Genomic DNA, 20,063 nt, shown 5'->3' with positions numbered 1-20,063 from the left:
GGGTTCGATGCTGCGCATCGCCCCGGAATGACGGTATTTGGAGTTACCAATGAACCAAATCTGGAAGAAGCCGCCGATCACGCTTCAGGCCTATCAGGCCCTGGTCGGCAAGGAGATCGGCGTGTCGTCCTGGCACCTGATCGACCAGCCCCGCATCGACGCCTATGCCGACGTGATCGAGGATCACCAGTTCATCCACGTCGATCCCGAGAGGGCAAAGCAGGAGACGGCGTACGGCACCACCATCGCGCACGGCTTTCTGACGATGTCGCTGCTGTCAATCATGTCCTATGAGGTGATGCCGGTCATCGCCGGCACCACGATGGGCGTGAACTACGGCTTCGACAAGCTGCGCTTCATCTCGCCGGTGCGTTCCGGAAAGCGCGTCCGCGGCCGATTTGTGCTGGCCGAGGCCAAGCTGCGCAAGCCCAACGAATTTCAGACCCGCACCAACGTGACGGTAGAGATCGAAGGCGAGGAAAAGCCGGCGCTGGTCGCCGAGTGGCTCGGCCTGACCTATTTCGCCTGACTTGAGGCGTCGTTGCCGGGCTTGACCCGGCAACCCATCGCTGCTCAAAAGCCTGTCGATTTTGATGGATGGCCGGGTCAAGCCTGGCCATGACGGTCTAACATCTAGGAAGCGCACTCATGGCAATCAGGTTCGACGGACGCGTCGCCATCGTCACCGGCGCGGGCAATGGTCTCGGCAAGGCGCACGCGCTGGGCCTCGCCAGCCGCGGCGCCAAGGTCGTGGTCAATGATTTCGGTGGTGCGCGTGACGGCACCGGAGGCTCGCTGTCGCCGGCAGAGGCCGTGGTCGAGGAGATCCGCAAAGCCGGCGGCACCGCCATGGCCGACGGCGCCGACGTCTCGAATTTCGAGCAGGTAACCACCATGGTCGAGCGCGCCACCAAGGAGTGGGGCAGCGTCGACATCATGTGCGCCAATGCCGGCATCCTGCGTGACAAGTCGTTCGGCAAGATGGAAGCAGCCGACTTCCAGAAGGTGCTCGACGTGCATCTGGTCGGTACTTTCTATTGCTGCAAGGCGGTGTGGGCCGGCATGCGCGACCGCAACTACGGCCGCATCGTGCTGACCACGTCCTCCTCCGGCCTCTACGGCAATTTCGGCCAGGCCAACTATGGCGCGGCCAAGTCGGGCATGGTCGGGCTGATGAATGTGCTCGCGGAAGAGGGCCGCAAGAACAACATCCGCGTCAACATCATCTCGCCGACCGCCGCGACCCGCATGACTGAAGAGCTGCTGCCGCCGCAAGCGCTGCAACTGATGAAGCCGAACGCGATCACGCCGGCGATCGAATACATGCTGAGCGAGGACGCGCCGACCCGCACCATCATGGGTGCCGGCGCCGGCTCCTTCGCCGTGATCAAGATCGTCGAGAGCGAAGGCATCAACCTGCCTGAGTCCGACTGGACCCCGGACGCGATTGCGGCGCATTTCGCCGAGATCAGCGACATGTCCAAGGCCAAGGCGCTTGCCGGTGCGTTCGAGCAGACGCAAAAGTATGTCGCGCAGGCAGCAGTGCGGGCGGGGATCAAGCTCTGACCGACGTCGCCGTCATCGGTGCCGGTCCCGCCGGGCTGATGGCGGCGGAGGTGCTGGCGCAAGGCGGCGCCCGCGTCACCGTCTACGATGCCATGCCGTCGGCCGGCCGCAAATTTTTGATGGCGGGCCGGGGCGGGCTCAACCTCACCCACAGTGAGCCGCTGGCGGATTTCCTCCCGCGTTACCGGGAGGCGATGCCGCACTTGCGCGCCGCCGTCGAGGCGTTCACGCCCGACGCGCTGCGCGACTGGAGCGCGGGCCTCGGACAGCTGACCTTCGTCGGCAGCAGCGGACGGGTGTTTCCAAAAACCTTCAAGGCTTCGCCATTGTTGCGCGCCTGGCTCCGGCGGCTCGATGCATCAGGTGTGCAGTTCGCCTTTCGCCATCGCTGGATCGGTTGGGACGCGGAGGGACGGCTCAAGCTTCGCGCGCCGGACGGCACGCTTGCCGTCGCCGCTGGTGCAACGGTGCTCGCACTCGGTGGTGCGAGCTGGCCACGATTGGGCTCCGATGGCGCTTGGGTCGATATCCTGGCTGCAAAAGGTATTTCCATCTCGAAGCTTCGGCCAGCCAATTCCGGCTTCGCGGTTGCATGGTCCGATGTCTTCCGCAATCGTTTTGAAGGCCAGCCGCTCAAGGGCGTGGCGCTGACGGTCGGTCCGCACACTGTGCGCGGCGAAGCCATGATCACGCGCAGCGGCATCGAAGGCGGCGCGATCTACGCACTGTCGGCGGAGCTGCGTGAGGCGGTGCTGGGGATCGGGCAGGCGACGCTGACGATCGCGCTGCGGCCGGATCTCGGCACCGCCGCGCTGACCATGCGGCTGTCAGGCACGCGCGGCAAGCAGTCGCTCGCAAACTTCCTGCGCAAGGCGGCGCAATTGTCGCCCGTCGGCATTGGTCTGATGCAGGAGGCGGCGATCGGATCAGGCCGGCAGCTGGCCTCGTTCTCGCCGGCGGAGCTGGCGCATCTGGCGAATGCGATTCCGCTTCAGCTGACCGGCGTCGCGCCGATCGAGCGCGCGATCTCGACTGCGGGCGGGATTGCCTTCGACGAACTCGACGATCACTTCATGCTGCGCAAGCTGCCCGGCGTGTTCGCCGCTGGCGAGATGCTGGATTGGGAAGCGCCGACCGGCGGCTATCTGCTGCAGGCCTCGTTTGCGACAGGTGTGGCGGCGGGCAGGGGTGTATTGGCGTGGCTCGCCCAGTTGCAGAAATCGTAGGGTGGGCAAAGGCGCGAAGCGCCGTGCCCACCATCTTCGCAGTTACGACGAGAAGTCGTGGGCACGCTTCGCTTTGCCCACCCTACGGCAGCGTGCCCTACCGCAGCTTCCCGCGCGCAGCCACCGGCAGCGTGCCGATGATCTCATCGCCGCGCACCATCACCACCTCGTCCATCATATTGACGACGACGCAGACATGGTTCGGCACGATGCGGACGACGTCGCCGACGTTCGGCCGGGTGTTGCTGCGCGAGAGGTCGAGGAAGCCGTGCTCCTCGGCGAATTTTGCGATTCTGGCTTCGGGATGCTCGAGGATCAGGCCGTGGCCGTCGAGCCCGCCGGTGTCTGATGTCAGCGTCTTCGAGCCGGCATCGAGAATGCCGCGCTCGGGAGCCGCGCGGCTCACCACGGTCGAATAAATATGCAGCGCGCAATCGTCCCAGCTGGCGACGCCGGCTGCGACCTGCATGCGGTCGTTGTAGATGTAGGTGCCGAAGCGATGCTCGGTGCCGCCCTTGAGCTTGCCGATATTGACGAGGTTGGGCGTGCCGCCGGTCGAGACGATTTTTGCGTCCAGCCCGTGCGCGCGTACGCCGGCCAGCGCCTCATCGTAGAATTTCTGCGCATCGGCCCAGCCGGTTTCGGTCGGATATAGCATGAAGCCGGCGAACTCGAGCCCCTTGGACGCGGCGATCTCGCGCGCCAGCGCGATCGCTTCCGCTGGCGTCTCGACGCCCGCGCGCTTGCGACCCGTGTCGCATTCGACCACGACCGAGAGCGGACGGCCCGACGCCTCGGCGGCCTTCGGCAAGCCCGCAACGACCGTCGAGTTATCGGCCGCCACGGTCATCCTGGTCTTGGCATTGAGCGCGCCGAGCCGCGCCATCTTCTCTTCGCCCAAGAGATTGTAGCTGATCAGGATGTCGTCGATCCCGGCATTGGCCATGATCTCGGCCTCGCCGATCTTCTGGCAGGTGATGCCCTTGGCGCCGGCCGCGACCTGCATCTTCGCAATGGTCGGGTTCTTGTGGGTCTTGATGTGCGGGCGGTTGGCGATCCCGGCGTCGTCGCAGGCCTTCTGGATCCGGGCAATGTTGCGCTCGACCTTGTCCATGTCGATGACGGCACAGGGCGTGCCATATTCGCGGGCGATCTTTGCAGCAAGGGTCGTTGTCATGGGTTAAGCCTGTTCTATCTCTTCGCGAAGCATTTCAAGTTCGAGCCAGCGCTCTTCGGCGGCTGACAATTCTTCATGCGCCTTGGCGATGGCGGCGGATGTGTCGTCGAATGTCTTGCGATCCCTGGCGTACAGATTTGGATCGTCGAGCACGCGTTGCAGCCTGGCGATGTCGGCGTGCAACGTCTCCATCTTCTGCGGCAGCGTCTCCAGCGCGTGCTTCTCGTTGAAGCTCAGCTTGCGCTTGGGCGTGGCAGTGGGGGCCGCAGCACGCTCCTCTTTCTTCTCCGCTGGCGCCTGCGCCTTGGCCGTCTCGCGCTTCAGGTCCGCACCGCGCTGCGCCAGCATGTCGCTGTAGCCGCCGGCATATTCGATCCACTTGCCGTCGCCGTCGGGCGCGATCACCGAGGTGACGACGCGGTCGAGGAAGTCGCGGTCATGGCTGATCAGGATGACCGTGCCCTCGTAATCGCCGAGCATCTCCTCGAGTACGTCGAGGGTTTCGAGATCGAGATCGTTGGTGGGCTCGTCCAGCACCAGCAGGTTGGACGGTTTCGCCAGCGCGCGTGCCAGCATCAGCCGGCCGCGCTCGCCGCCCGAGAGCACCTCCAGCGGGGTGCCGCGCTGCTCCTGCGCGAACAGGAAGTCCTTCATGTAGCCGACGACGTGCTTGGGCTTGCCGCCGACCATGACGTGGTCGCCGCGGCCGCCGGTCAGCGCTTCCGCGAGTGTCGATTTGGGATCGAGGCTTTCGCGGTGCTGGTCGAGCGTGGCCATCTCCAGATTGGCGCCGAGCCGCACCGTGCCGGCGTCGGGCTGCATGCCCCCGGTGAGCAGATTGACCAGCGTGGTCTTGCCGGCGCCGTTCGGCCCGATGATGCCGAGCCGGTCGCCGCGCTGGATGCGGGTGGAGAAATTGTCGACGATCACGCGATCGCCGAACGCCTTGGTGATGCCCTTGGCCTCGATCACCAGCTTGCCGGATTGTTCGGCTTCCGCCGCGGCGAGACTGGCGGTGCCGGCGGTGCCGCGATAGTTGCGGCGCTGGTCGCGCAGCGCGTGCAGATTGGCGAGCCGCTTGACGTTGCGCTTGCGCCGGCCGGAGACGCCGTGGCGCAGCCAGTGCTCCTCGTCGACGATCTTGCGGTCGAGCTTGTGCTGGTCGCGCTCTTCTTCCGCCAGCACCTCATCGCGCCAGCTCTCGAACGAGGCAAAGCCGCGATCGATCTGCTTGATCTTGCCGCGGTCGAGCCAGGCGGTGGAACGCGAGAGATTGGTGAGGAAGCGGCGGTCGTGGCTAATGATGACCAGCGCGCTGCGCCGGGAGTCGAGCTCCTTTTCCAGCCACTCGATGGTGGAGAGGTCGAGATGGTTGGTCGGCTCGTCCAGCAGCAGGATGTCGGGCGAGGGCGCCAGCACCCGCGCGAGCGCGGCGCGGCGCGCCTCGCCGCCGGAGGCGTTCGCCGGGTTCTCGTTGCCGGTCAGCCCAAGCTGCTCGATCAGGTAGCGCGCCTGATAGGGGTCGTCGCCGGGCGCGAGACCGGCCTCGACATAGGCGAGCAGGGTCTTGTGCTCGCCGAAGTCAGGCTCCTGCGGCAGATAGCGCACGGTCGCGCCGGGCTGCACGAAGCGCGTGCCGTCGTCGGGCTCGACCAGGCCAGCCGCGATCTTCAACAGCGTCGACTTGCCGGAGCCGTTGCGCCCGATCAGGCAGACGCGCTCCGATGGCGCGACATTGAGCTCGACGCCCGACAGCAGCGGCGTGCCGCCGAAGGTCAGCTTGATGTCCTTGAGTTGGATCAGCGGCGGCGCCATCGTCAGCCCTGGCTCGTAGCAGCCTGATCGGCGCGGCGGCGCTGGATCCGGCGCAACGTCTGGTCGAGCGCCGAGAGGAAAGCGGAGCGGTCGCGCGGCGCGAACGAGCGTGGGCCCCCGGTGACCTCGCCGGCCGAGCGCAGATCCGTCATCAGATTGCGCACCGCCAGCGTCATGCCGATCGATTCCTCCGTGAACGGCTTGCCGTTCGGCGCGATCACGTCGGCCCCCGCCTTGACGCAGCGGCTCGCTAGCGGAATGTCAGACGTGATGACGACGTCGCCGGGCCTCGCCCGCTCTGCGATCCAGTCGTCGGCCGCGTCCATGCCGGCGCCGGCAGCGATGCGTTCGATCAGGGGGTCCTGCGGCACGCGGATAAAATTGCCGGCGACCACGCTGACGGGCACACCGTGCCTGAGCGCGACGCGATAGATCTCGTCCTTCACCGGGCAGGCGTCGGCGTCGACATAGATGCGGGTGGAAGTGTCTGTCATTGGCCGCGTGGTACCGCATTCGGGCCGCAAAGGCGAGGGGATTGACCCCTGTTCCCCGGGGCCTACGATCAGCCCTGAACAACAAGAATATTGGGGAAGCCAAGCCATGCCGAACCTGCTCGAAACCTGGCGCGTCGAGGCCTACAACACCGCAAAACAGTCAGAAAACAAGATGCACGACGACGCGGTGGCGCGCCGCTTCGGCTTTGCCGGCGGGCTGGTCCCCGGCGTCGATGTCTTCGCCTACATGATGCACGTGCCGGTGGCGCGCTGGGGCCGCGATTTTCTTGCCCGCGGCCTGGTCGAGGCCCGCTTCATCAAGCCGGTTTATGACGGCGAGGTCGCGGATGTGGACGCCACCGAGCACAACGGCCTGCTGACGATCGAGGTGTTCAGCCGCACCGAACTCTGCGCCACTGGAACGGCCTCGCTGCCGGCGGCAGCGCCTGCGGTGTCACTAGGCGACTATGTCGAAGTGCCCGCGATCGCCGAGCGCAAGCCGGTCAGCCCTTCGACCTTTGAAGTCGGCAAGTGGCTGGGCACGGCGCCGCGCCGCTGGGCCGGGCAGGCGGCGAGCGACTATCTCGCCGACATCAGGGAGACGGATCCGATTTTCGTGCGTGAGGGCCTCGGCCATCCCGGCCTGATCCAGCGTGTGATGAACCGCGTGCTGGTCGACAACACCATCCTCGGCCCATGGATCCATGTCGGCAGCCGCATGCAGCTGCTGTCGACCGCACGCATCGGCGACGAGATTGTCGCGCGGGCGAAGGTCAGTGCGAATTACGAGAAGAAAGGCCACCGCTTCGTCGAGTTCGACGCGCTGGTCGTGGCCAACGGCACGACGCCGATTGCACGCTGCCAGCACATTGCGATCTACCAGCCGCGCGAGCAGGCGGCGGCGTAGCACAGGAAGAGGCAAGCGCGTCAATTCAAATACGGTGTCATGCCCCGCGAAGGCGGGGCATCCAGTACGCCGCGGCCCTTCGGTGAATTACTGCTGTCTCGGAGTACTGGATCGCCCGGTCAAGCCGGGCGATGACAGCATTCTTGTGGAGGCGGAAGGGCAGCCTTACGCCGCCTTCCGCTTCGCATCCTGGATTGCGCGCCACACCCGCTCCGGGGTTAGCGGCATGTCGATGTGCTTGATGCCGTAGTCGGAAAGCGCATCGAGCACGGCGTTGACCACCGTCGACAGGCTGCCGGCGCAGCCGGCTTCGCCGCAGCCCTTGCTGCCGAGCGGATTGGTCGTGGCCGGCACCGGATGATCGCCGACCGTCATGTCGGGCACGTCCTCCGCGCGCGGCAGGGCGTAGTCCATCAGCGAGCCCGTGATCGGCTGGCCGCTCTCGTCGTAGCGGACGTGCTCCATCAGCGCCTGGCCAATGCCCTGGACCACACCGCCATGGAGCTGGCCCGCGACCAGCATCGGGTTGATCACCGTGCCGAAATCGTTCACCGCGCTGTAGCGCACGATCTGCACCACGCCGGTGTCCGGATCGATCTCGACTTCGGCGACATGGCAGCCGTTCGGAAAAGCCGAGGGCACCGGCTCGCTGGTGTGATCGACGTCGAGTGAGTCAGGCACGCCATCGGGCACCTTGCCGTCGTGAAGCTTTCTGGCAAGCTCCATGATGTCGATGCTGCGGTCGGTGCCGGCAATGGTGAAGCTGCCGTCTGCGAACTCGATGTCGGCCTCGGAGGCCTCCAGCAGGTGCGCGGCGGCGCGCTTGCCCTTCTCGACGACGAGCTTGGCGGCCTCGACGATCGCCATGCCGGTTGCCGTGATCGAGCGCGAGCCGCCCGTGCCGTTGCCGGTGTGGACGATGTCGCTGTCGCCCTGGACGAGCTTCACGCTCTCGAAGGGAACCCCTAACTGCGCGCAAAGCACCTGTGCGAACGGTGTGGCATGGCCCTGGCCGTAGTCGAGCGTACCGGTGATGAGCTGCACAGTGCCATCAGGATCGAACACGATCTTGCCGAGCTCGACGCCGGGCGGCGCGGTGACCTCGAGATAGGAGCCGACCGCGATGCCGCGCAGCTTGCCGGCCTTCTTGCTCTCCTTCTTGCGCTTGGGGAAGTTCTCGTGGTCGGAGATCTCGAGCGCCTTGTTGAACACGGCCTGGAAGTCGCCGCTGTCATAGGTGACGCCTGACGAGGCCGGGAACGGCATCTGGTTCGGCTTGATGAAGTTGCGCTTGCGCAGGGTCAGCCGGTTGATGCCCATCTCGTCGGCGGCGCGGTCGATCAGCCGCTCCATGTAGTAGTTGGCCTCGGGCCGTCCGGCGCCGCGATAGGCCCCCATCAGCGTCGTGTTGGTCAAGACCGTCTTGATGTCGATCGCCATCAGCGGCGTGCGGTAGACGCTGGAGAAGTTCTTGCCGGTGTTGAGCGAGAGCGGGCTGGGCGCAACGCCGGTGATATAGGCGCCGAGATTGCCGTAGCCGGACAGTTTTGCTGCGAGGAAGTGCCCTTCGGCATCGAGCGCCAGCTCGGCATGGATCTTCTGCGCGCGGCCGTGGCTGTCGGAGAGGAAGCTGGTCGAGCGCTCGTCGAGCCACTTCACCGGGCGCCCGAGCGCCTTCGCCGCGTACAGGATGCACATATACTCGGGATAGTTGACGTTCTTCATGCCGAACGAGCCGCCGACATTGGCAGTGAGGATGCGCACCTTCTCGTTCGGCACCTTCAAATTCTTGGCGAGGTTGGCGCGGTTGCCCGCAACGCCCTGCGTCGGCATCTGGATGGTGTAGCGCTCGGTGGCCTTGTCGTACGAGGCAAGCCCGACGCGCGGTTCCATCGACACCACGGCGACACGGGTGTTCTCGATGTCGATCCTTGTGACATGGGCGGCGCTGGCGAAGGCCGCGTTCACCTTCTCGGTGTCGCCATAGTGATAGTCGAGCGCGACGTTGTTAGGGATGTGGTCATAGAGCTGCGGCGCGCCGGGCTTGGCAGCTTCCTCGGGATCCGTGACCGCCGGCAGCGGCTCGATATCGAGCTCGACCGCCTCGGCCGCATCGCGGGCCTGGGCCAGCGTTTCCGCCACCACGAAGGCGACGGGATCGCCGACGAAGCGCACCTTGTCGGTGGCCAGCGGCTGGCGGTTGGTCTGGATCAGGGGCGAGCCGTCACGGCTTTTCAGCGGCAGGCCGCAGGTGAAGGGGCCGTAGCCCGCGGCATTCAGATCCGTCCCGGTCCAGACGCCGAGCACGCCCGGCATCGCCTTGGCGGCGTCGATGCCGATGCCGCGGATCACGCCATGGGCATGGGTGGAGCGGACGATCACGGCATAGGCCTGGCCCGGCAGGTTGAAATCGTCGGTGTAGCGGCCCTTGCCGCGCACCAGGGTGTCGTCCTCCTTGCGGCGGACGGGTTGCCCGACGCCATATTTTTGCAGTGCAATAGCGTTTTCGAGCGTGGACGATTTGGTGTGTTCTTGCATGGGAATTGACCTGAAAAGCCGGCAATTGCGCGTTTTGGGGGGCGCCTGGAGGGCCGGACCCTGCAAAAATAGCCCACGGCCCCGTTCACGACAACGCACGAATGGACATGGTCCTATGTGATGCGATGTTGCGCATGTCAGCCGCGCTGCTAATGTTTCAGGCGAAAAATCAATTCCGGATCGGCCCCTTAGGGGCCGTGGAAAGACAGTTTGTATGAATGACCACACGCGGCTCCGCGACGGCCATGTAAGCCAACATGGGCCGCACGGCGAGCTGGAGGGGTCGATGGCGGCGGTGGCGTTGGCCATCGAGCCTGCGGTCCCTGCGCGGGCACCGGGAACCGGAGTCTATGCGGCGCTGGACCTCGGAACCAACAATTGCAGGCTCCTGATCGCCTGTCCGACCCACGACGGCTTTCGCGTGGTCGATTCCTTCTCGCGCATCATCCGGCTCGGCGAGGGCGTCTCGGCCACGGGGTGCATCAGCGAGGCCGCGATCGATCGCGCCATCGCCGCGCTCAGCATCTGCCGGGACAAGATCAACCTGCGCAAGGCCAAGCGGCTGCGGCTGATCGCCACTGAAGCCTGCCGCGCCGCCTCGAATGCGGAAGGTTTTCGCAGCCGCGTCGCGGCCGAGACCGGTATCGAGCTCGAGGTGATCGACCGCGAGACCGAGGCCTCGCTCGCCATGCTCGGCTGCTCGCCGCTGGTCGATCCCAGGGGCCGCGGCGCCATCCTCTTCGACATCGGCGGCGGCTCGACCGAGCTGGTGCGGATCGAGCGCGATCCCGCCAATCCGGAGCCGCGGATCAAGGCCTGGATGTCGATCCCGCTTGGCGTCGTGACACTGGCCGAGCAGTTTGGTGGTCGTGACGTGACGCCGGAGATCTATGCCGCGATGGAGCAGGAGGTCGCGGGTCACGTTGCGCCCTTCGCCGCGGAGCACGGCCGCGATCTCACCGACATGCATCTGCTCGGCACGTCGGGCACGGTGACGACGCTCGCCGGCATCCATCTCAATCTCGTCCGCTACGACCGTCGCCGCATCGACAGCATCTGGATGAACGATACCGACATCACCGCGACCATCAACAAGCTGCTCGGCATGAGCTACGAGGACCGCGCGGGCAACAGCTGCATCAGCGTCGAGCGCGCCGATCTGGTGCTGGCAGGCTGCGCCATCCTCGATGCCATCAGGCACGCCTTCCCGCTGCCGCGCCTGCGCGTCGCCGACCGGGGCCTGCGCGAGGGCATGCTGGTCGAGATGATGCGCGAGGACGGCGCGCTCAGGAGCTGGTGAGATGGCGAAAGACACCACCGGCCGCTTGCACGTTCAGGTCAAGACCGGCGGCAAGCGCAAGCTGTCGTCGAAGCTGTGGCTGGAGCGGCAGCTCAACGATCCCTATGTCGCCAAGGCGAAGGCCGCGGGCTATCGCTCGCGGGCGGCGTTCAAGCTGCTCGAGATCGACGACAAGTTTCGGCTGCTGAAGCCAGGCATGGCCGTGGTCGATCTCGGCGCGGCGCCCGGCGGCTGGAGCCAGATCGCCGCCAAGCGCGTCGGCTCGGTCGACGGCAAGGGCAAGGTCGTCGCGATCGACCTGCTGGAGATGCCTGAAATCCCCGGCGTCGACTTCGCCCAGCTTGACTTCATGGACAATGCCGCGCCGGAAAAACTCACCGCGATGCTGGGCGGCGGCGCCGATGTCGTGATGTCCGACATGGCCGCCAACACCACCGGCCACCGCAAGACCGACCAGCTCCGCATCGTCGGCCTGGTCGAGACGGCGGCAGCCTTTGCCTGCGATGTGCTCAAGCCCGGCGGGACGTTTTTGGCCAAGACCTTCCAGAGCGGTGCCGACGCCGATCTGCTCGCGCAGCTCAAGCGCGACTTTGCGACGGTGCGACATGTCAAGCCCGCCGCGAGCCGGCAGGATTCCTCCGAGCGCTATGTGCTGGCGACCGGATTTCGCGGTGCAGCGAGGAGCGAGGCTTAGGCGGGGCACGTCCCTTCCTCTCAGAAGCCGTACTTCATCGCGCCGCGCACCCGTTGGCTCTCGATCCCCCTCACCGAACTCGTCAGCAGATATTCGAGATCGAGGCTGAGCGCGCCGCCGACCTCGGCCCGCAAGCCAAGCCCGCCGGTGAGTGTGTCACGCGCCGTGGACGTGCCTGAGATCGAGTAGTTGGAGCTCAGGCCGACGAGATCGACATAGTTCAGGCCCTGCACGTAGCCTCCGTCGAAGGCGTGCCGCCATTCCGCGCGCGCGGTTGGCGTCAGCACACCCCAGCTCTGCAGCACTGGGTAGGTGAGGCGGCCGCCGAGCACGCTGGCGATGCTCGTCGTCGTCATCCTGTCGTAGCCCAGTGCCCAGGTGCCCGAACCGGTCTCAGCGTAACCCTCGAGCGCGGCTCTGACGAGGTCAAGCCGGCCATAGGAGGAGAGCTTGAGGCGGTCCCATTGGGAGATGTGGCTGACCCCGACCGTACCGAACACGTCGTTGCCCGAGCGTGTTCCTGCTAGCATGACGTTGCCGTCGTTCGACCAGCGCTTGCTGTCGAAGCGGAGGACGCCATAGCCTCCGGCGATGTCGAGATAGGTGCGCGGCAGGAAGCGCCAGCTCGCGTAGAGCGTCGCATCGAAATTGCGTGCATCGACCCGCGAGCCGTCGCTGCCGATCTCGCTCCGATCGAGGCCGAAACCGAGCGCGGCGCCCGCCTTCAGTCCGTCGGTGATGCGGCGGTCGAAGCCGAGCGTCAGGCCCGAGGAGGTGAAGCGATTGTCGAAGCTGTCGTCGTTGCGTAGACGGCCGAAGCCGACAGTGCCGGAGGCCCAGACATGGAACGGCAGCGCATTGGTCTTGTTGAGCGCGTCCATCGCTTGCGGCAGCGCCGCCGAGAGCTGGCTGATGGCGCGGCCGGCGTCGCTCTGCGTCGCGGGACTGTGAATCGGCAGGTCACTGTCATAGGCAAGGGCTGATGCCGCATCCGCCTGGCTGTTGAGCGCGGCGGCCGTGCGGTTGCCACCGAGGCCGCCCGCGGAGGCGACCATTCCGTTTGCAGCTCCGCTCCGAGAAGCCTGACTATTGCTGCCGCCGGCGTGCGCCTCGCCGTCGCCCTCATCATGCAGCGCCTCGAAACGGCTGAAGACGTTGTCGATCTGGGTCTGGCCGAACCGCACGGCACTCGACGCCTGGGAGCCGACCAGCCCACGCACCGTCGCGTCGCCGGTCGGATCGGAGCGGCCCACGGTCAGTGTGATCGCGCTCGAGGTCGCCCCCGCATTTTTGCTATCGCCCGCATACACGGCCGTGATCGAATGTGCACCCATCGCCAGGGCCGGCGTCGTGAAAATCGCAGTCGTGCCCGACAGGGTCGCGGTCCCCAAAACGGCCGTGCCGTCCTTGAACGTGACGGCGCCGGTCGACGAAATTGCGCTCGACAGCGTCGCGGTGAGGGTGACCGATTGCGCGGCGGCAGGTGATGTCGTCGCGCTCGAGACCGAGAGCGTCGTTGCCGCCTTGACGACCGGCATTGTGGCTGCCGCCGACCTCACAGAGGCATTGTTGGTGTCGCCATTGTAGATCGCGGTGAACGTGTGCGAGCCCAGTGGATAAGAGGAGAGCATCAGGATGGCGCTCGAGCCCGAGAGGGCAGCGCTGCCGAGCTGTGTCGAGCCTTCGTAGAAAGTCACGGTGCCGGTCGGGGAACCTGCGCCAGTCACTGCCGCGACCACGGCGACCGACATGCCGTTGCTCGCGGCCGTCGAGGAGGCGTTGACTGCGATCGAGGGCGTCGCTCGTGTGACCGGTACTGTCGTCCCGCCCGTCGCGGGATTGTTGTTGGAATCGCCATCATAGCTCGCCGTGATCGAATGCGAGCCGACCGAAAGGTTGCTCAATGTCAGGCTGGCGGTCGTGCCCGAGACGGTCGCTGTGCCGATCGGGGTCCCGCCATCGTAGAATGTGACCGTTCCGGTCGGCGAGTAGCTGTTGCCCAACGTCGCGGTCAGCGTGAGCGGGCTGGCATAGGCGACCGGCGAAGGCGAGGGCGAGACGGAGAGCGACGGCGACGTCTTGTCGATCGTGAGCTGATAATAGAGGGTGAAACTCGCGCCCGTCGTAGAATCCGGCGGGTGGTTCGACGACCCGGTCAAGAAGGTGAAGAAGCCGGTGACCGTCCCTGCCGCCGTGGGCGTGCCAGTCAGCGAGAAGGAGCAGGTCTTCGAACCGAAAGGGTTGGTGGTGTTGGTGAAAGTGATGCCGGGAAAATTGTTGAACCCCCAGGCCTGTGGGTTGCACGAGACGGTGTCGGTATAGACCGTGACGGATTGGGAATATGCCGTACCGACCGTTGCGTTCGGCAGCATCCGATCTGCACGGGCGGTGCCTTGCATGATGAAGAACGCGAAGATCGCCAGCATCGTGGCGAAGCTTGACTGCCTCAACCGAAGCCGGTTGCGGCGCGCAAGCATATCGAAATAAAAAGAGATCATTCTACCCGCCCCCTCGTTCGGACCCAGGCCGAGCATTCGTTTCGGCGGACCCGCCAGGGGCGGGATGTGCGGCCTTCGAACGGCCTGCAAATTCGCGCGACACACGACCTTGCGTGTCTGGATCGACTGATGCCCAGTTAGGCGAAGGGCGCGGAATCCACCATCAACGCGCGTTGATGCTGGAGATTGGGCCGGCTTGCTCCACATTCGGTGTCGGCGCCAGCCAGGTCAGTCGCACAGCTCCGATATCGCCGATTGCCCGGCAGGCGTATGGGCTCCCAAGGCGCGCTGGAGGATCGTCAAGGCGACGACGTGAACGAAGAGAAATGCGGCGGCTACGGCCAGCAGCCAGGCCGTTTCGTTCTGGGCTGGGCGCCGGCTGGTCAACCTGGCGCGCGCAGGACTGCTTGCATCGATCATGTCTGGGCCTCCTGATCCCTGGTGAAAATCGTCCGGTGTGCGTGAGATTCGGACCGAGCCGGCAATAACGCTTCCTCAGAACGCGAACTTGACCTGCGCCCGGGCGCGCTCGCTTCTCGCCTGATTTGCAAGCAGCTCGTCGAATCGTGCGGTGAGGCTGAGTGATTTGTTCACTTGCAGCTCGAAGCCGAGACCGATCAAGGCATGGTCGTGCTTCTCTGCCAGACCGAACAGGCTGTAGGTCGTCGCCGCATCGAAGCCGTAATAGGCAATCTGCGTGTAGGCGCCATTGAAGCTGTGGCGATAGGCGAGTTCGAGGCTCGATTTAAGGGCGCCGGCCGAAGTGTCCATCATATGGCTGAACTTCGTCCCGAGCACGCCGGCGGCATCGACGGCCGACGTCCGGTCGAAGGTCAAATTGTAGATGCCCGCGCCGGTCTCGGCGTAGCCGTCGAGCCAGATCCATTGCAGGTCGAGCCGCGCGTAGGGCGCGATCTTCCAGCGATCGATCTTGATCTCGTGGTTCACCGACAGCGAGCCGAACAGATCGCCGGCCGACCGGTCTCCGGCGCCGAACGCCAATGCGGTGCTGTCGTAGCGATAATTTGCAAGCCGGCCTCTCGCATAGCCGAGGACGCCATCCATGAACCAGAGCGGTGCCACGCGGTAGCTGGCATAGGCCTGCGCCGACCAGACATTGGCATCGATGCGCGAGCCATTGCTGCCGATCGTGGCGTGATCGATGCCGAAGCCCGCGGCAACGCCGGCTTTCAGATTTGGGGCGAGGCGCGTGTCGACGCCGGCGGTCATGCCGGTCGAGGACACGTTGTACTTGGCATCGGCGTAAGTCGTGTCCCGGCCGAATTGCAGCGCGCCGGCAGTCCAGTAGCGGAGCGACGAATCGGGAGCGGCCACCACGGGTTCAGCCCGTCCGTCTTTCGACCTTCGCTGCGCTGTATCGGATGCGGAGCCTATCGTCGGCGTTGCATCCGCCGGCAAGCCATACTGACGCTGCGGGGCCGGTATCTGCGCGAACGAGGCCCTGTTGCTCACCAGGGGCACGTCGTCATTGTGCAACTCGGTCAGCCGGTCCTGCACGTTGTCCATCTGTTGCTGACCCATCACCTGCACGGTGTGGACCTGGAAGTCGACCATCGCCTTGATCGACGGATCTGCGGTCGGATCCGGCATGGCGGCATAGCGATAGATGGCCGTCCCCGTGGCCGAGCCGAGCGGCGTCGTGACGGTGACGTCGACTGCGCCCGCCGCATGCGGCGGCGTCACCACCGAGATCTGCGTCGCGCTCAGTACCGTAAAACTGAGCACGTTGACGCCGCCGAACTTGATCGACGTGGCGCCGGTGAGATGCTGGCCGATCACGATCGTCGTTTGCTGTCCGGCGACCGGACCCGACGCCGGATTGGTGCTGGTCACCACGGGGCCGGGACTGGGCGCAGCCGTGCAAGCCACGGTGACATCGATCTGGGACGGTATGCCTTCGCTCAGTGAGCGCCAGCTGAACGTCTGTGTGCCCGTCGTGGTCACCGTGACATGCAGCGAGCCCGATACCGTGCCGGAGCCATCGCCATAATGACCGCCGACACCGAATTCGATGCCGTAGAAGAACGTCGTGTCGACGACAAAGGTGTAGTTCAGCGTGATGATGTCGCCGGCGGTCAGCGACACCGTGGTGGACTGGTTGTCTCCGCTCCAATTGAACGCGCCGCCATTGATGTCGGCGCAGGTGGCCGCCGCGAGGGCCGAGCCGACGCCGATCGCCTGGGCGAGCGCGAGCAGCACGACCAGGCGGGATACAGCCAGTGCCGCCGCCGAGGTGACCTGCTTGACGCGGGCAAGGCCTGCGCGCGCGGCGTTAACAAAGAAAATCATACCCCAATCCCCAACCTGTCCGCATCGCTGCCGAAAGACTGACCTTGATGCGGGACCGCACTGACGGCGCGGCCGGTCAACGACCGCAGAGCCCGGCGACGCGACGTCGGAGGTGTCTGGGATCGACTGAAAATGGCTCCTAGGCGAAAGGGCGGGAAACGACCATCAATGCGGGTTGATCTTTGCGACGGCGGGGTCGTACCGCGCCGGAATCCTGCTAGCCTGAAGTGAAGAAGCTGCATCGACATTGGCTCTGGACGAGAGCCGATCACTTCTGCAATTGAAGGCCGCAAGTGACGAGCGTGAGGATAGGCCGGGATGCCGGCGGTAGAATTTGACCTTCCCGGATTGATCGGCAAGACCGGCGAGTTTCGCGACAGCACGACGGAGGAGGCGTTCTCCGCGAGCGTCTGGCAGTCGGCGCGCGCGATGGCCCTGCTATGTGTCCTCGCCGAGACGGTCGCGAGCCTGTCCTTCGCGCCGCTGGATTTCCTGATGCTGACCGGCCCTCGGCTGGTTTTCTTCGTGGAGGTGCGGGTCCTGATCGGGCTCGCGGCGGCTGCCGCCGTGCTGGCGCTGCTGCGGACGAACCGCTATGCCCGCATCGTCGCGATCACGCATCTGCATCAGATTGCGTTCTTCACGCTCAACGCGCTGGTCTTCAACCATCCTAGCCTTACTCGTCACGGCGGATTGCTGCTGCCGCTGATCGCCATCGCGCTCAACCTGTGCGTCCCCGGGCGATTTCGCTGGGTTGCATTGATGAGCGCCTATGCGCCGATCGTCAGCCTGTTGTTCTGGGCCGTGCTGAGGCCGGATCCGGAGAGCCCGCTCGATCTCACGATCATCATGCTGATCGTGCTGGTCGGCTACGTCGTCGGCGCCGTGGCGCGTACACAGTTCAACCGACTCCGGCGCGAGGAATATCTGCGTATCGCGCGCGAGCGGCAGATCAACCTCGATTTGCGCGAGGCCAAGGATGCGGCGGAAGCGGCCGCGAACGTCAAGGCGGACTTCCTTGCGGTCATGAGCCACGAGATCCGCACGCCCATGAACGGCATCCTCGGCATGGCGCAACTGGCGCTCGACGAGCCGCTACCGCCCTCGCAACGCAAGCGTCTGTCGATCATCAAATCGTCGGCGGAGGGGCTCCTCAACATCCTCGACGACATTCTCGACATCTCCAAGCTCGAACGGCAGGCCGAGCTCTATGAGCGCGCGCCGTTCGATCTCCGGCAGAGCCTGCGCGAGATCGTCAATCTGATGACGCCGCGGGCGCAGGAAAAGGGATTGAGCCTGCAACTGGTGCTCTCGCCGCTGGTGCCGCAATGGGTGCTCGGCGATCCGTCGCGGGTGCGGCAGATCCTGTTCAACCTGATTGGCAACGCCCTGAAGTTCACCAGCCAGGGCAGCGTCACCATCGAAGTCACGGCCGCTCGACCGGACCAGCAGGCACGGACCATGTTCTGCGTGTCGGATACCGGCATCGGGATCACGCCGGAGCAACGGGCGCACCTCTTCCAGGCGTTCGGCCAGGCGGACGCGTCGATCCGGCGTCGCTTCGGCGGCACTGGACTTGGACTTGCGATCTGCAAGCGGCTCGTCGACGGTATGAACGGCGAGATCGACGTCGAGAGCACGCCGGGGCGGGGCAGCCGCTTTCGCTTCAGCTTGCCGCTGCCGGCAACCCGTGAGCCGGTGGGGCGCGATGTGGTCGAGGCGGCGGCTCTACATGTCAGGCGGCTCAATCTGCTGCTCGTCGAGGACCTTCCCGTCAACGCGATGGTCGCGCGCGGGATTCTGGAAAAGGCTGGCCACAGCATCGCGCTGGTCAAATCGGGCGAGCAGGCGATCGAACTCGTGCAGTGCGCGCGATTCGATGCGGTCCTGATGGACATGCAGATGCCTGACGTGGACGGGCTCGAGGCGACGCGTCGAATCCGCGCCCTGGCGCCTCCGCACAGCCGGGTTCCGATCGTTGCGCTCACCGCCAACGTCATGTCGGAGGATGTCGCCGCGTGCCTCGCCGCGGGTATGGACGGACATCTGGCGAAGCCGATCGACGTCGCCGCCCTGCACGCGGCGATCGAGGCCGCGCTGCAATCCCGGCGCTGGCCGGTATCCGGCCCGAGCATTTCCCTGAAAGCTGGTGGCGACGTTCTCGTGGTGGGCGACGAACGCAAGGCAGCGCACGCTCCGCTGCAGCAACTCGGATTTCGCGTTTTTCCGGCCCAGTCGTTCGAAGCGGCCGGCACGATGGTGTCTGCGCGGGAATTCGCCGCGCTGGTGGCGGTCGCCCCGCCCTCGGGATTTCTGCGATCGCTGCGCGAGCGCACCGCAGGGGAAGGCAAAGGCATGTTCATCATCGGCATTCCCTCCGATGGCCAAGCCGCGATGCTGCTGGAGGAGGGCGCCGATCTCGCGCTGGCGCCCGCGCTTGCCGCTGATGACATCGTCTGGAGGATCGAGGCGTTTCTGGCACCGCCGCAGGCGCACGGATCGTTCGCGCTCGAAGAGGTGTTTGAGCGTGATCGCATCGATGAATTGCAGGGGCTGTTCGCCGACAGCCTCGTGGAACTCGACCGCGACTTGGCGCGCCGCGACTTGGCGCCGAAGGATCTCGCAAGCATCGCCCACCGCATCAGGGGGAGCGCGGCAAACCTACGAATGCCTGAACTCGCCGCGCGCGCCGATGACGCGCTGCTGGCGGCGAAGACTGCCGGGGTGAGCCGCGGCGACCGGGACGAAGCCGTGAAGGCGCTCAGGCGGCAGATCAGGCTCGTGCTGCGGGAGCTGGATGTCGCCGCTCAGGGCAGGCTGGCGCCCGCTTCAACCAACCGCGCGTTCGAAGGAACCAATGTCGACGATCATACTGGTGGTTGAGGACGCGCCGGAGATCCGGCTGATGCTGACGTCGTTCCTCCAGGAAGAGGGCATGGTTACGCACGGCATGGCGACCGGCGGCGAGCTGCGTGCGGGGCTCGCTGCGCTCAGGCCCGACATCGTCCTGCTCGACATCAACCTGCCGGACGCTGACGGTATTGCGCTCGCGCGTGAATTGCGGCTCGGGGAGCAATGCGGGTTGATCTTCGTCACCAGCCGCGATTCCGATGACGACGTTCTGTCCGGGCTCGAGGCTGGCGGTGACGACTATATCTCCAAGCCGATCAATCTGCGAACGCTGCTTGCCCGCATCCGCAGCGTATTGCGGCGGACCAAGGAAAAGATCATTACGTTCGACGGATGGATTCTCGATCCGGTCCGGCGCGAGCTGTTTCGGCCCGACGGCAGCATGGTCAAGCTGACCTCGGGTGAATTCAACATCCTCGCGGCTCTTGCCGCGCAAATGACGCGGCCGCTAAGCCGCGATTTCCTGCTCGACGTCATCTCCAATCGCGATCCGCGCGAGATCAGCGAGCACACGGTCGACAATCTGATCGTGCGGCTGCGTCGCAAGATGCAGTACGAGGGAACGGCCGCTCCGATCGCAACCATCCGCGGCGTCGGCTATGCGCTGATGCCGCTCCAGGCATAGGTC

16 protein-coding genes are annotated in these 20,063 nt (G+C 65.5%); 8 read left to right on the top strand and 8 right to left on the bottom strand.

Annotation, left to right across the window (positions count from 1 at the left end):
* The first annotated feature begins 49 nt into the window (after positions 1–49).
* The 3 genes from XH80_RS38515 to XH80_RS38505 all read left to right on the top strand — a co-directional run bounded on the left by XH80_RS38515 (position 50) and on the right by XH80_RS38505 (position 2,792).
* Entirely contained in the window at positions 50–529 is a 480-nt protein-coding gene (locus XH80_RS38515) for a MaoC family dehydratase (RefSeq protein ID WP_271603119.1), read from the top strand.
* Between the two features lie 119 nt (positions 530–648).
* The gene (locus XH80_RS38510) at positions 649–1,566 is read left to right on the top strand and encodes an SDR family NAD(P)-dependent oxidoreductase (RefSeq protein ID WP_271603118.1); all 918 of its coding nucleotides are present in this window, start codon (positions 649–651) and stop codon (positions 1,564–1,566) included.
* Positions 1,563–2,792 carry an NAD(P)/FAD-dependent oxidoreductase gene (locus tag XH80_RS38505; protein ID WP_271603325.1) on the top strand — a complete coding sequence of 410 codons (1,230 nt, stop codon included), beginning with the start codon at positions 1,563–1,565 and terminating at the stop codon, positions 2,790–2,792. Before XH80_RS38510 ends, XH80_RS38505 begins: the two co-directional genes overlap by 4 nt.
* A gap of 97 nt (positions 2,793–2,889) precedes the next feature.
* Here the strand turns inward: XH80_RS38505 and XH80_RS38500 are convergent, their stop codons facing one another.
* Genes XH80_RS38500 through XH80_RS38490 form a run of 3 tightly spaced genes read right to left on the bottom strand, consistent with a single transcriptional unit; the run spans position 2,890 to position 6,278 of the window.
* Positions 2,890–3,969: a D-TA family PLP-dependent enzyme gene (locus XH80_RS38500; protein WP_271603117.1), complete on the bottom strand. Its 1,080-nt coding sequence runs from the start codon at positions 3,967–3,969 to the stop codon at positions 2,890–2,892.
* A 3-nt stretch (positions 3,970–3,972) separates the two neighbouring features.
* The gene (locus XH80_RS38495) at positions 3,973–5,784 is read right to left on the bottom strand and encodes an ABC-F family ATP-binding cassette domain-containing protein (RefSeq protein ID WP_271603116.1); all 1,812 of its coding nucleotides are present in this window, start codon (positions 5,782–5,784) and stop codon (positions 3,973–3,975) included.
* 2 nt (positions 5,785–5,786) lie between these two features.
* Positions 5,787–6,278 carry a YaiI/YqxD family protein gene (locus tag XH80_RS38490; RefSeq protein ID WP_057758132.1) on the bottom strand — a complete coding sequence of 164 codons (492 nt, stop codon included), beginning with the start codon at positions 6,276–6,278 and terminating at the stop codon, positions 5,787–5,789.
* A 106-nt stretch (positions 6,279–6,384) separates the two neighbouring features.
* Here XH80_RS38490 and XH80_RS38485 point away from each other — a divergent pair, with 106 nt between their 5' ends.
* Positions 6,385–7,185, top strand: a complete 801-nt coding sequence (locus XH80_RS38485; RefSeq protein WP_271603115.1) for a hypothetical protein — start codon at positions 6,385–6,387, stop codon at positions 7,183–7,185.
* Between the two features lie 165 nt (positions 7,186–7,350).
* On the opposite strand, the gene XH80_RS38480 is transcribed toward XH80_RS38485, so the two are convergent.
* A complete protein-coding gene (locus XH80_RS38480; RefSeq protein ID WP_271603114.1) occupies positions 7,351–9,723 on the bottom strand; it encodes a xanthine dehydrogenase family protein molybdopterin-binding subunit in 2,373 nt (790 codons plus the stop codon).
* 214 nt (positions 9,724–9,937) lie between these two features.
* Here XH80_RS38480 and XH80_RS38475 point away from each other — a divergent pair, with 214 nt between their 5' ends.
* Positions 9,938–11,023, top strand: a complete 1,086-nt coding sequence (locus XH80_RS38475) for a Ppx/GppA phosphatase family protein (protein WP_271603113.1) — start codon at positions 9,938–9,940, stop codon at positions 11,021–11,023.
* Between the two features lies 1 nt (position 11,024).
* On the top strand, positions 11,025–11,717 hold the full coding sequence (locus XH80_RS38470) for an RlmE family RNA methyltransferase (protein ID WP_271603112.1): 693 nt from the start codon (positions 11,025–11,027) through the stop codon (positions 11,715–11,717).
* Positions 11,718–11,737: 20 nt separating this feature from the next.
* Here XH80_RS38470 and XH80_RS38465 read toward each other — a convergent pair whose 3' ends face one another.
* The 4 genes from XH80_RS38465 to XH80_RS38450 form a co-directional block, all read right to left on the bottom strand.
* Positions 11,738–14,215, bottom strand: a complete 2,478-nt coding sequence (locus XH80_RS38465; RefSeq protein ID WP_271603111.1) for an autotransporter family protein — start codon at positions 14,213–14,215, stop codon at positions 11,738–11,740.
* 228 nt (positions 14,216–14,443) lie between these two features.
* Positions 14,444–14,635, bottom strand: a complete 192-nt coding sequence (locus tag XH80_RS38460; RefSeq protein ID WP_271603110.1) for a hypothetical protein — start codon at positions 14,633–14,635, stop codon at positions 14,444–14,446.
* A gap of 75 nt (positions 14,636–14,710) precedes the next feature.
* Entirely contained in the window at positions 14,711–16,525 is a 1,815-nt protein-coding gene (locus XH80_RS38455) for an autotransporter family protein (protein WP_271603109.1), read from the bottom strand.
* Positions 16,526–16,963: 438 nt separating this feature from the next.
* Positions 16,964–17,194: a hypothetical protein gene (locus XH80_RS38450; RefSeq protein ID WP_271603108.1), complete on the bottom strand. Its 231-nt coding sequence runs from the start codon at positions 17,192–17,194 to the stop codon at positions 16,964–16,966.
* Positions 17,195–17,374: 180 nt separating this feature from the next.
* On the opposite strand from XH80_RS38450, the gene XH80_RS38445 reads away from it, so the two are divergent.
* Both XH80_RS38445 and XH80_RS38440 read left to right on the top strand, forming a co-directional pair.
* The gene (locus tag XH80_RS38445; RefSeq protein WP_271603107.1) at positions 17,375–19,408 is read left to right on the top strand and encodes an ATP-binding protein; all 2,034 of its coding nucleotides are present in this window, start codon (positions 17,375–17,377) and stop codon (positions 19,406–19,408) included.
* On the top strand, positions 19,383–20,060 hold the full coding sequence (locus XH80_RS38440) for a response regulator transcription factor (protein WP_271603106.1): 678 nt from the start codon (positions 19,383–19,385) through the stop codon (positions 20,058–20,060). The genes XH80_RS38445 and XH80_RS38440 overlap by 26 nt, the downstream gene beginning before the upstream one ends.
* The last annotated feature ends 3 nt before the right edge of the window (positions 20,061–20,063 follow it).

The sequence above is a fragment of the Bradyrhizobium sp. CCBAU 45384 genome, assembly GCF_028128665.1.
In the GTDB taxonomy this organism is placed as follows: Bacteria; Pseudomonadota; Alphaproteobacteria; order Rhizobiales; family Xanthobacteraceae; genus Bradyrhizobium; species Bradyrhizobium manausense.
This window is presented reverse-complemented; position numbering and strand designations above follow the sequence as displayed.

Coding starts and splice junctions, on each gene's coding strand:
- XH80_RS38515 (WP_271603119.1), top strand. CDS start 50: ATGAACCAAATCTGGAAGAAGCCGCCGATCACGCTTCAGGCCTATCAG.
- XH80_RS38510 (WP_271603118.1), top strand. CDS start 649: ATGGCAATCAGGTTCGACGGACGCGTCGCCATCGTCACCGGCGCGGGC.
- XH80_RS38500 (WP_271603117.1), bottom strand. CDS start 3,969: ATGACAACGACCCTTGCTGCAAAGATCGCCCGCGAATATGGCACGCCC.
- XH80_RS38495 (WP_271603116.1), bottom strand. CDS start 5,784: ATGGCGCCGCCGCTGATCCAACTCAAGGACATCAAGCTGACCTTCGGC.
- XH80_RS38490 (WP_057758132.1), bottom strand. CDS start 6,278: ATGACAGACACTTCCACCCGCATCTATGTCGACGCCGACGCCTGCCCG.
- XH80_RS38485 (WP_271603115.1), top strand. CDS start 6,385: ATGCCGAACCTGCTCGAAACCTGGCGCGTCGAGGCCTACAACACCGCA.
- XH80_RS38480 (WP_271603114.1), bottom strand. CDS start 9,723: ATGCAAGAACACACCAAATCGTCCACGCTCGAAAACGCTATTGCACTG.
- XH80_RS38475 (WP_271603113.1), top strand. CDS start 9,938: ATGAATGACCACACGCGGCTCCGCGACGGCCATGTAAGCCAACATGGG.
- XH80_RS38470 (WP_271603112.1), top strand. CDS start 11,025: ATGGCGAAAGACACCACCGGCCGCTTGCACGTTCAGGTCAAGACCGGC.
- XH80_RS38465 (WP_271603111.1), bottom strand. CDS start 14,215: ATGATCTCTTTTTATTTCGATATGCTTGCGCGCCGCAACCGGCTTCGG.
- XH80_RS38460 (WP_271603110.1), bottom strand. CDS start 14,635: ATGATCGATGCAAGCAGTCCTGCGCGCGCCAGGTTGACCAGCCGGCGC.
- XH80_RS38455 (WP_271603109.1), bottom strand. CDS start 16,525: ATGATTTTCTTTGTTAACGCCGCGCGCGCAGGCCTTGCCCGCGTCAAG.
- XH80_RS38450 (WP_271603108.1), bottom strand. CDS start 17,194: ATGGTTGAAGACCAGCGCGTTGAGCGTGAAGAACGCAATCTGATGCAG.
- XH80_RS38445 (WP_271603107.1), top strand. CDS start 17,375: ATGCTGATCGTGCTGGTCGGCTACGTCGTCGGCGCCGTGGCGCGTACA.
- XH80_RS38440 (WP_271603106.1), top strand. CDS start 19,383: ATGTCGACGATCATACTGGTGGTTGAGGACGCGCCGGAGATCCGGCTG.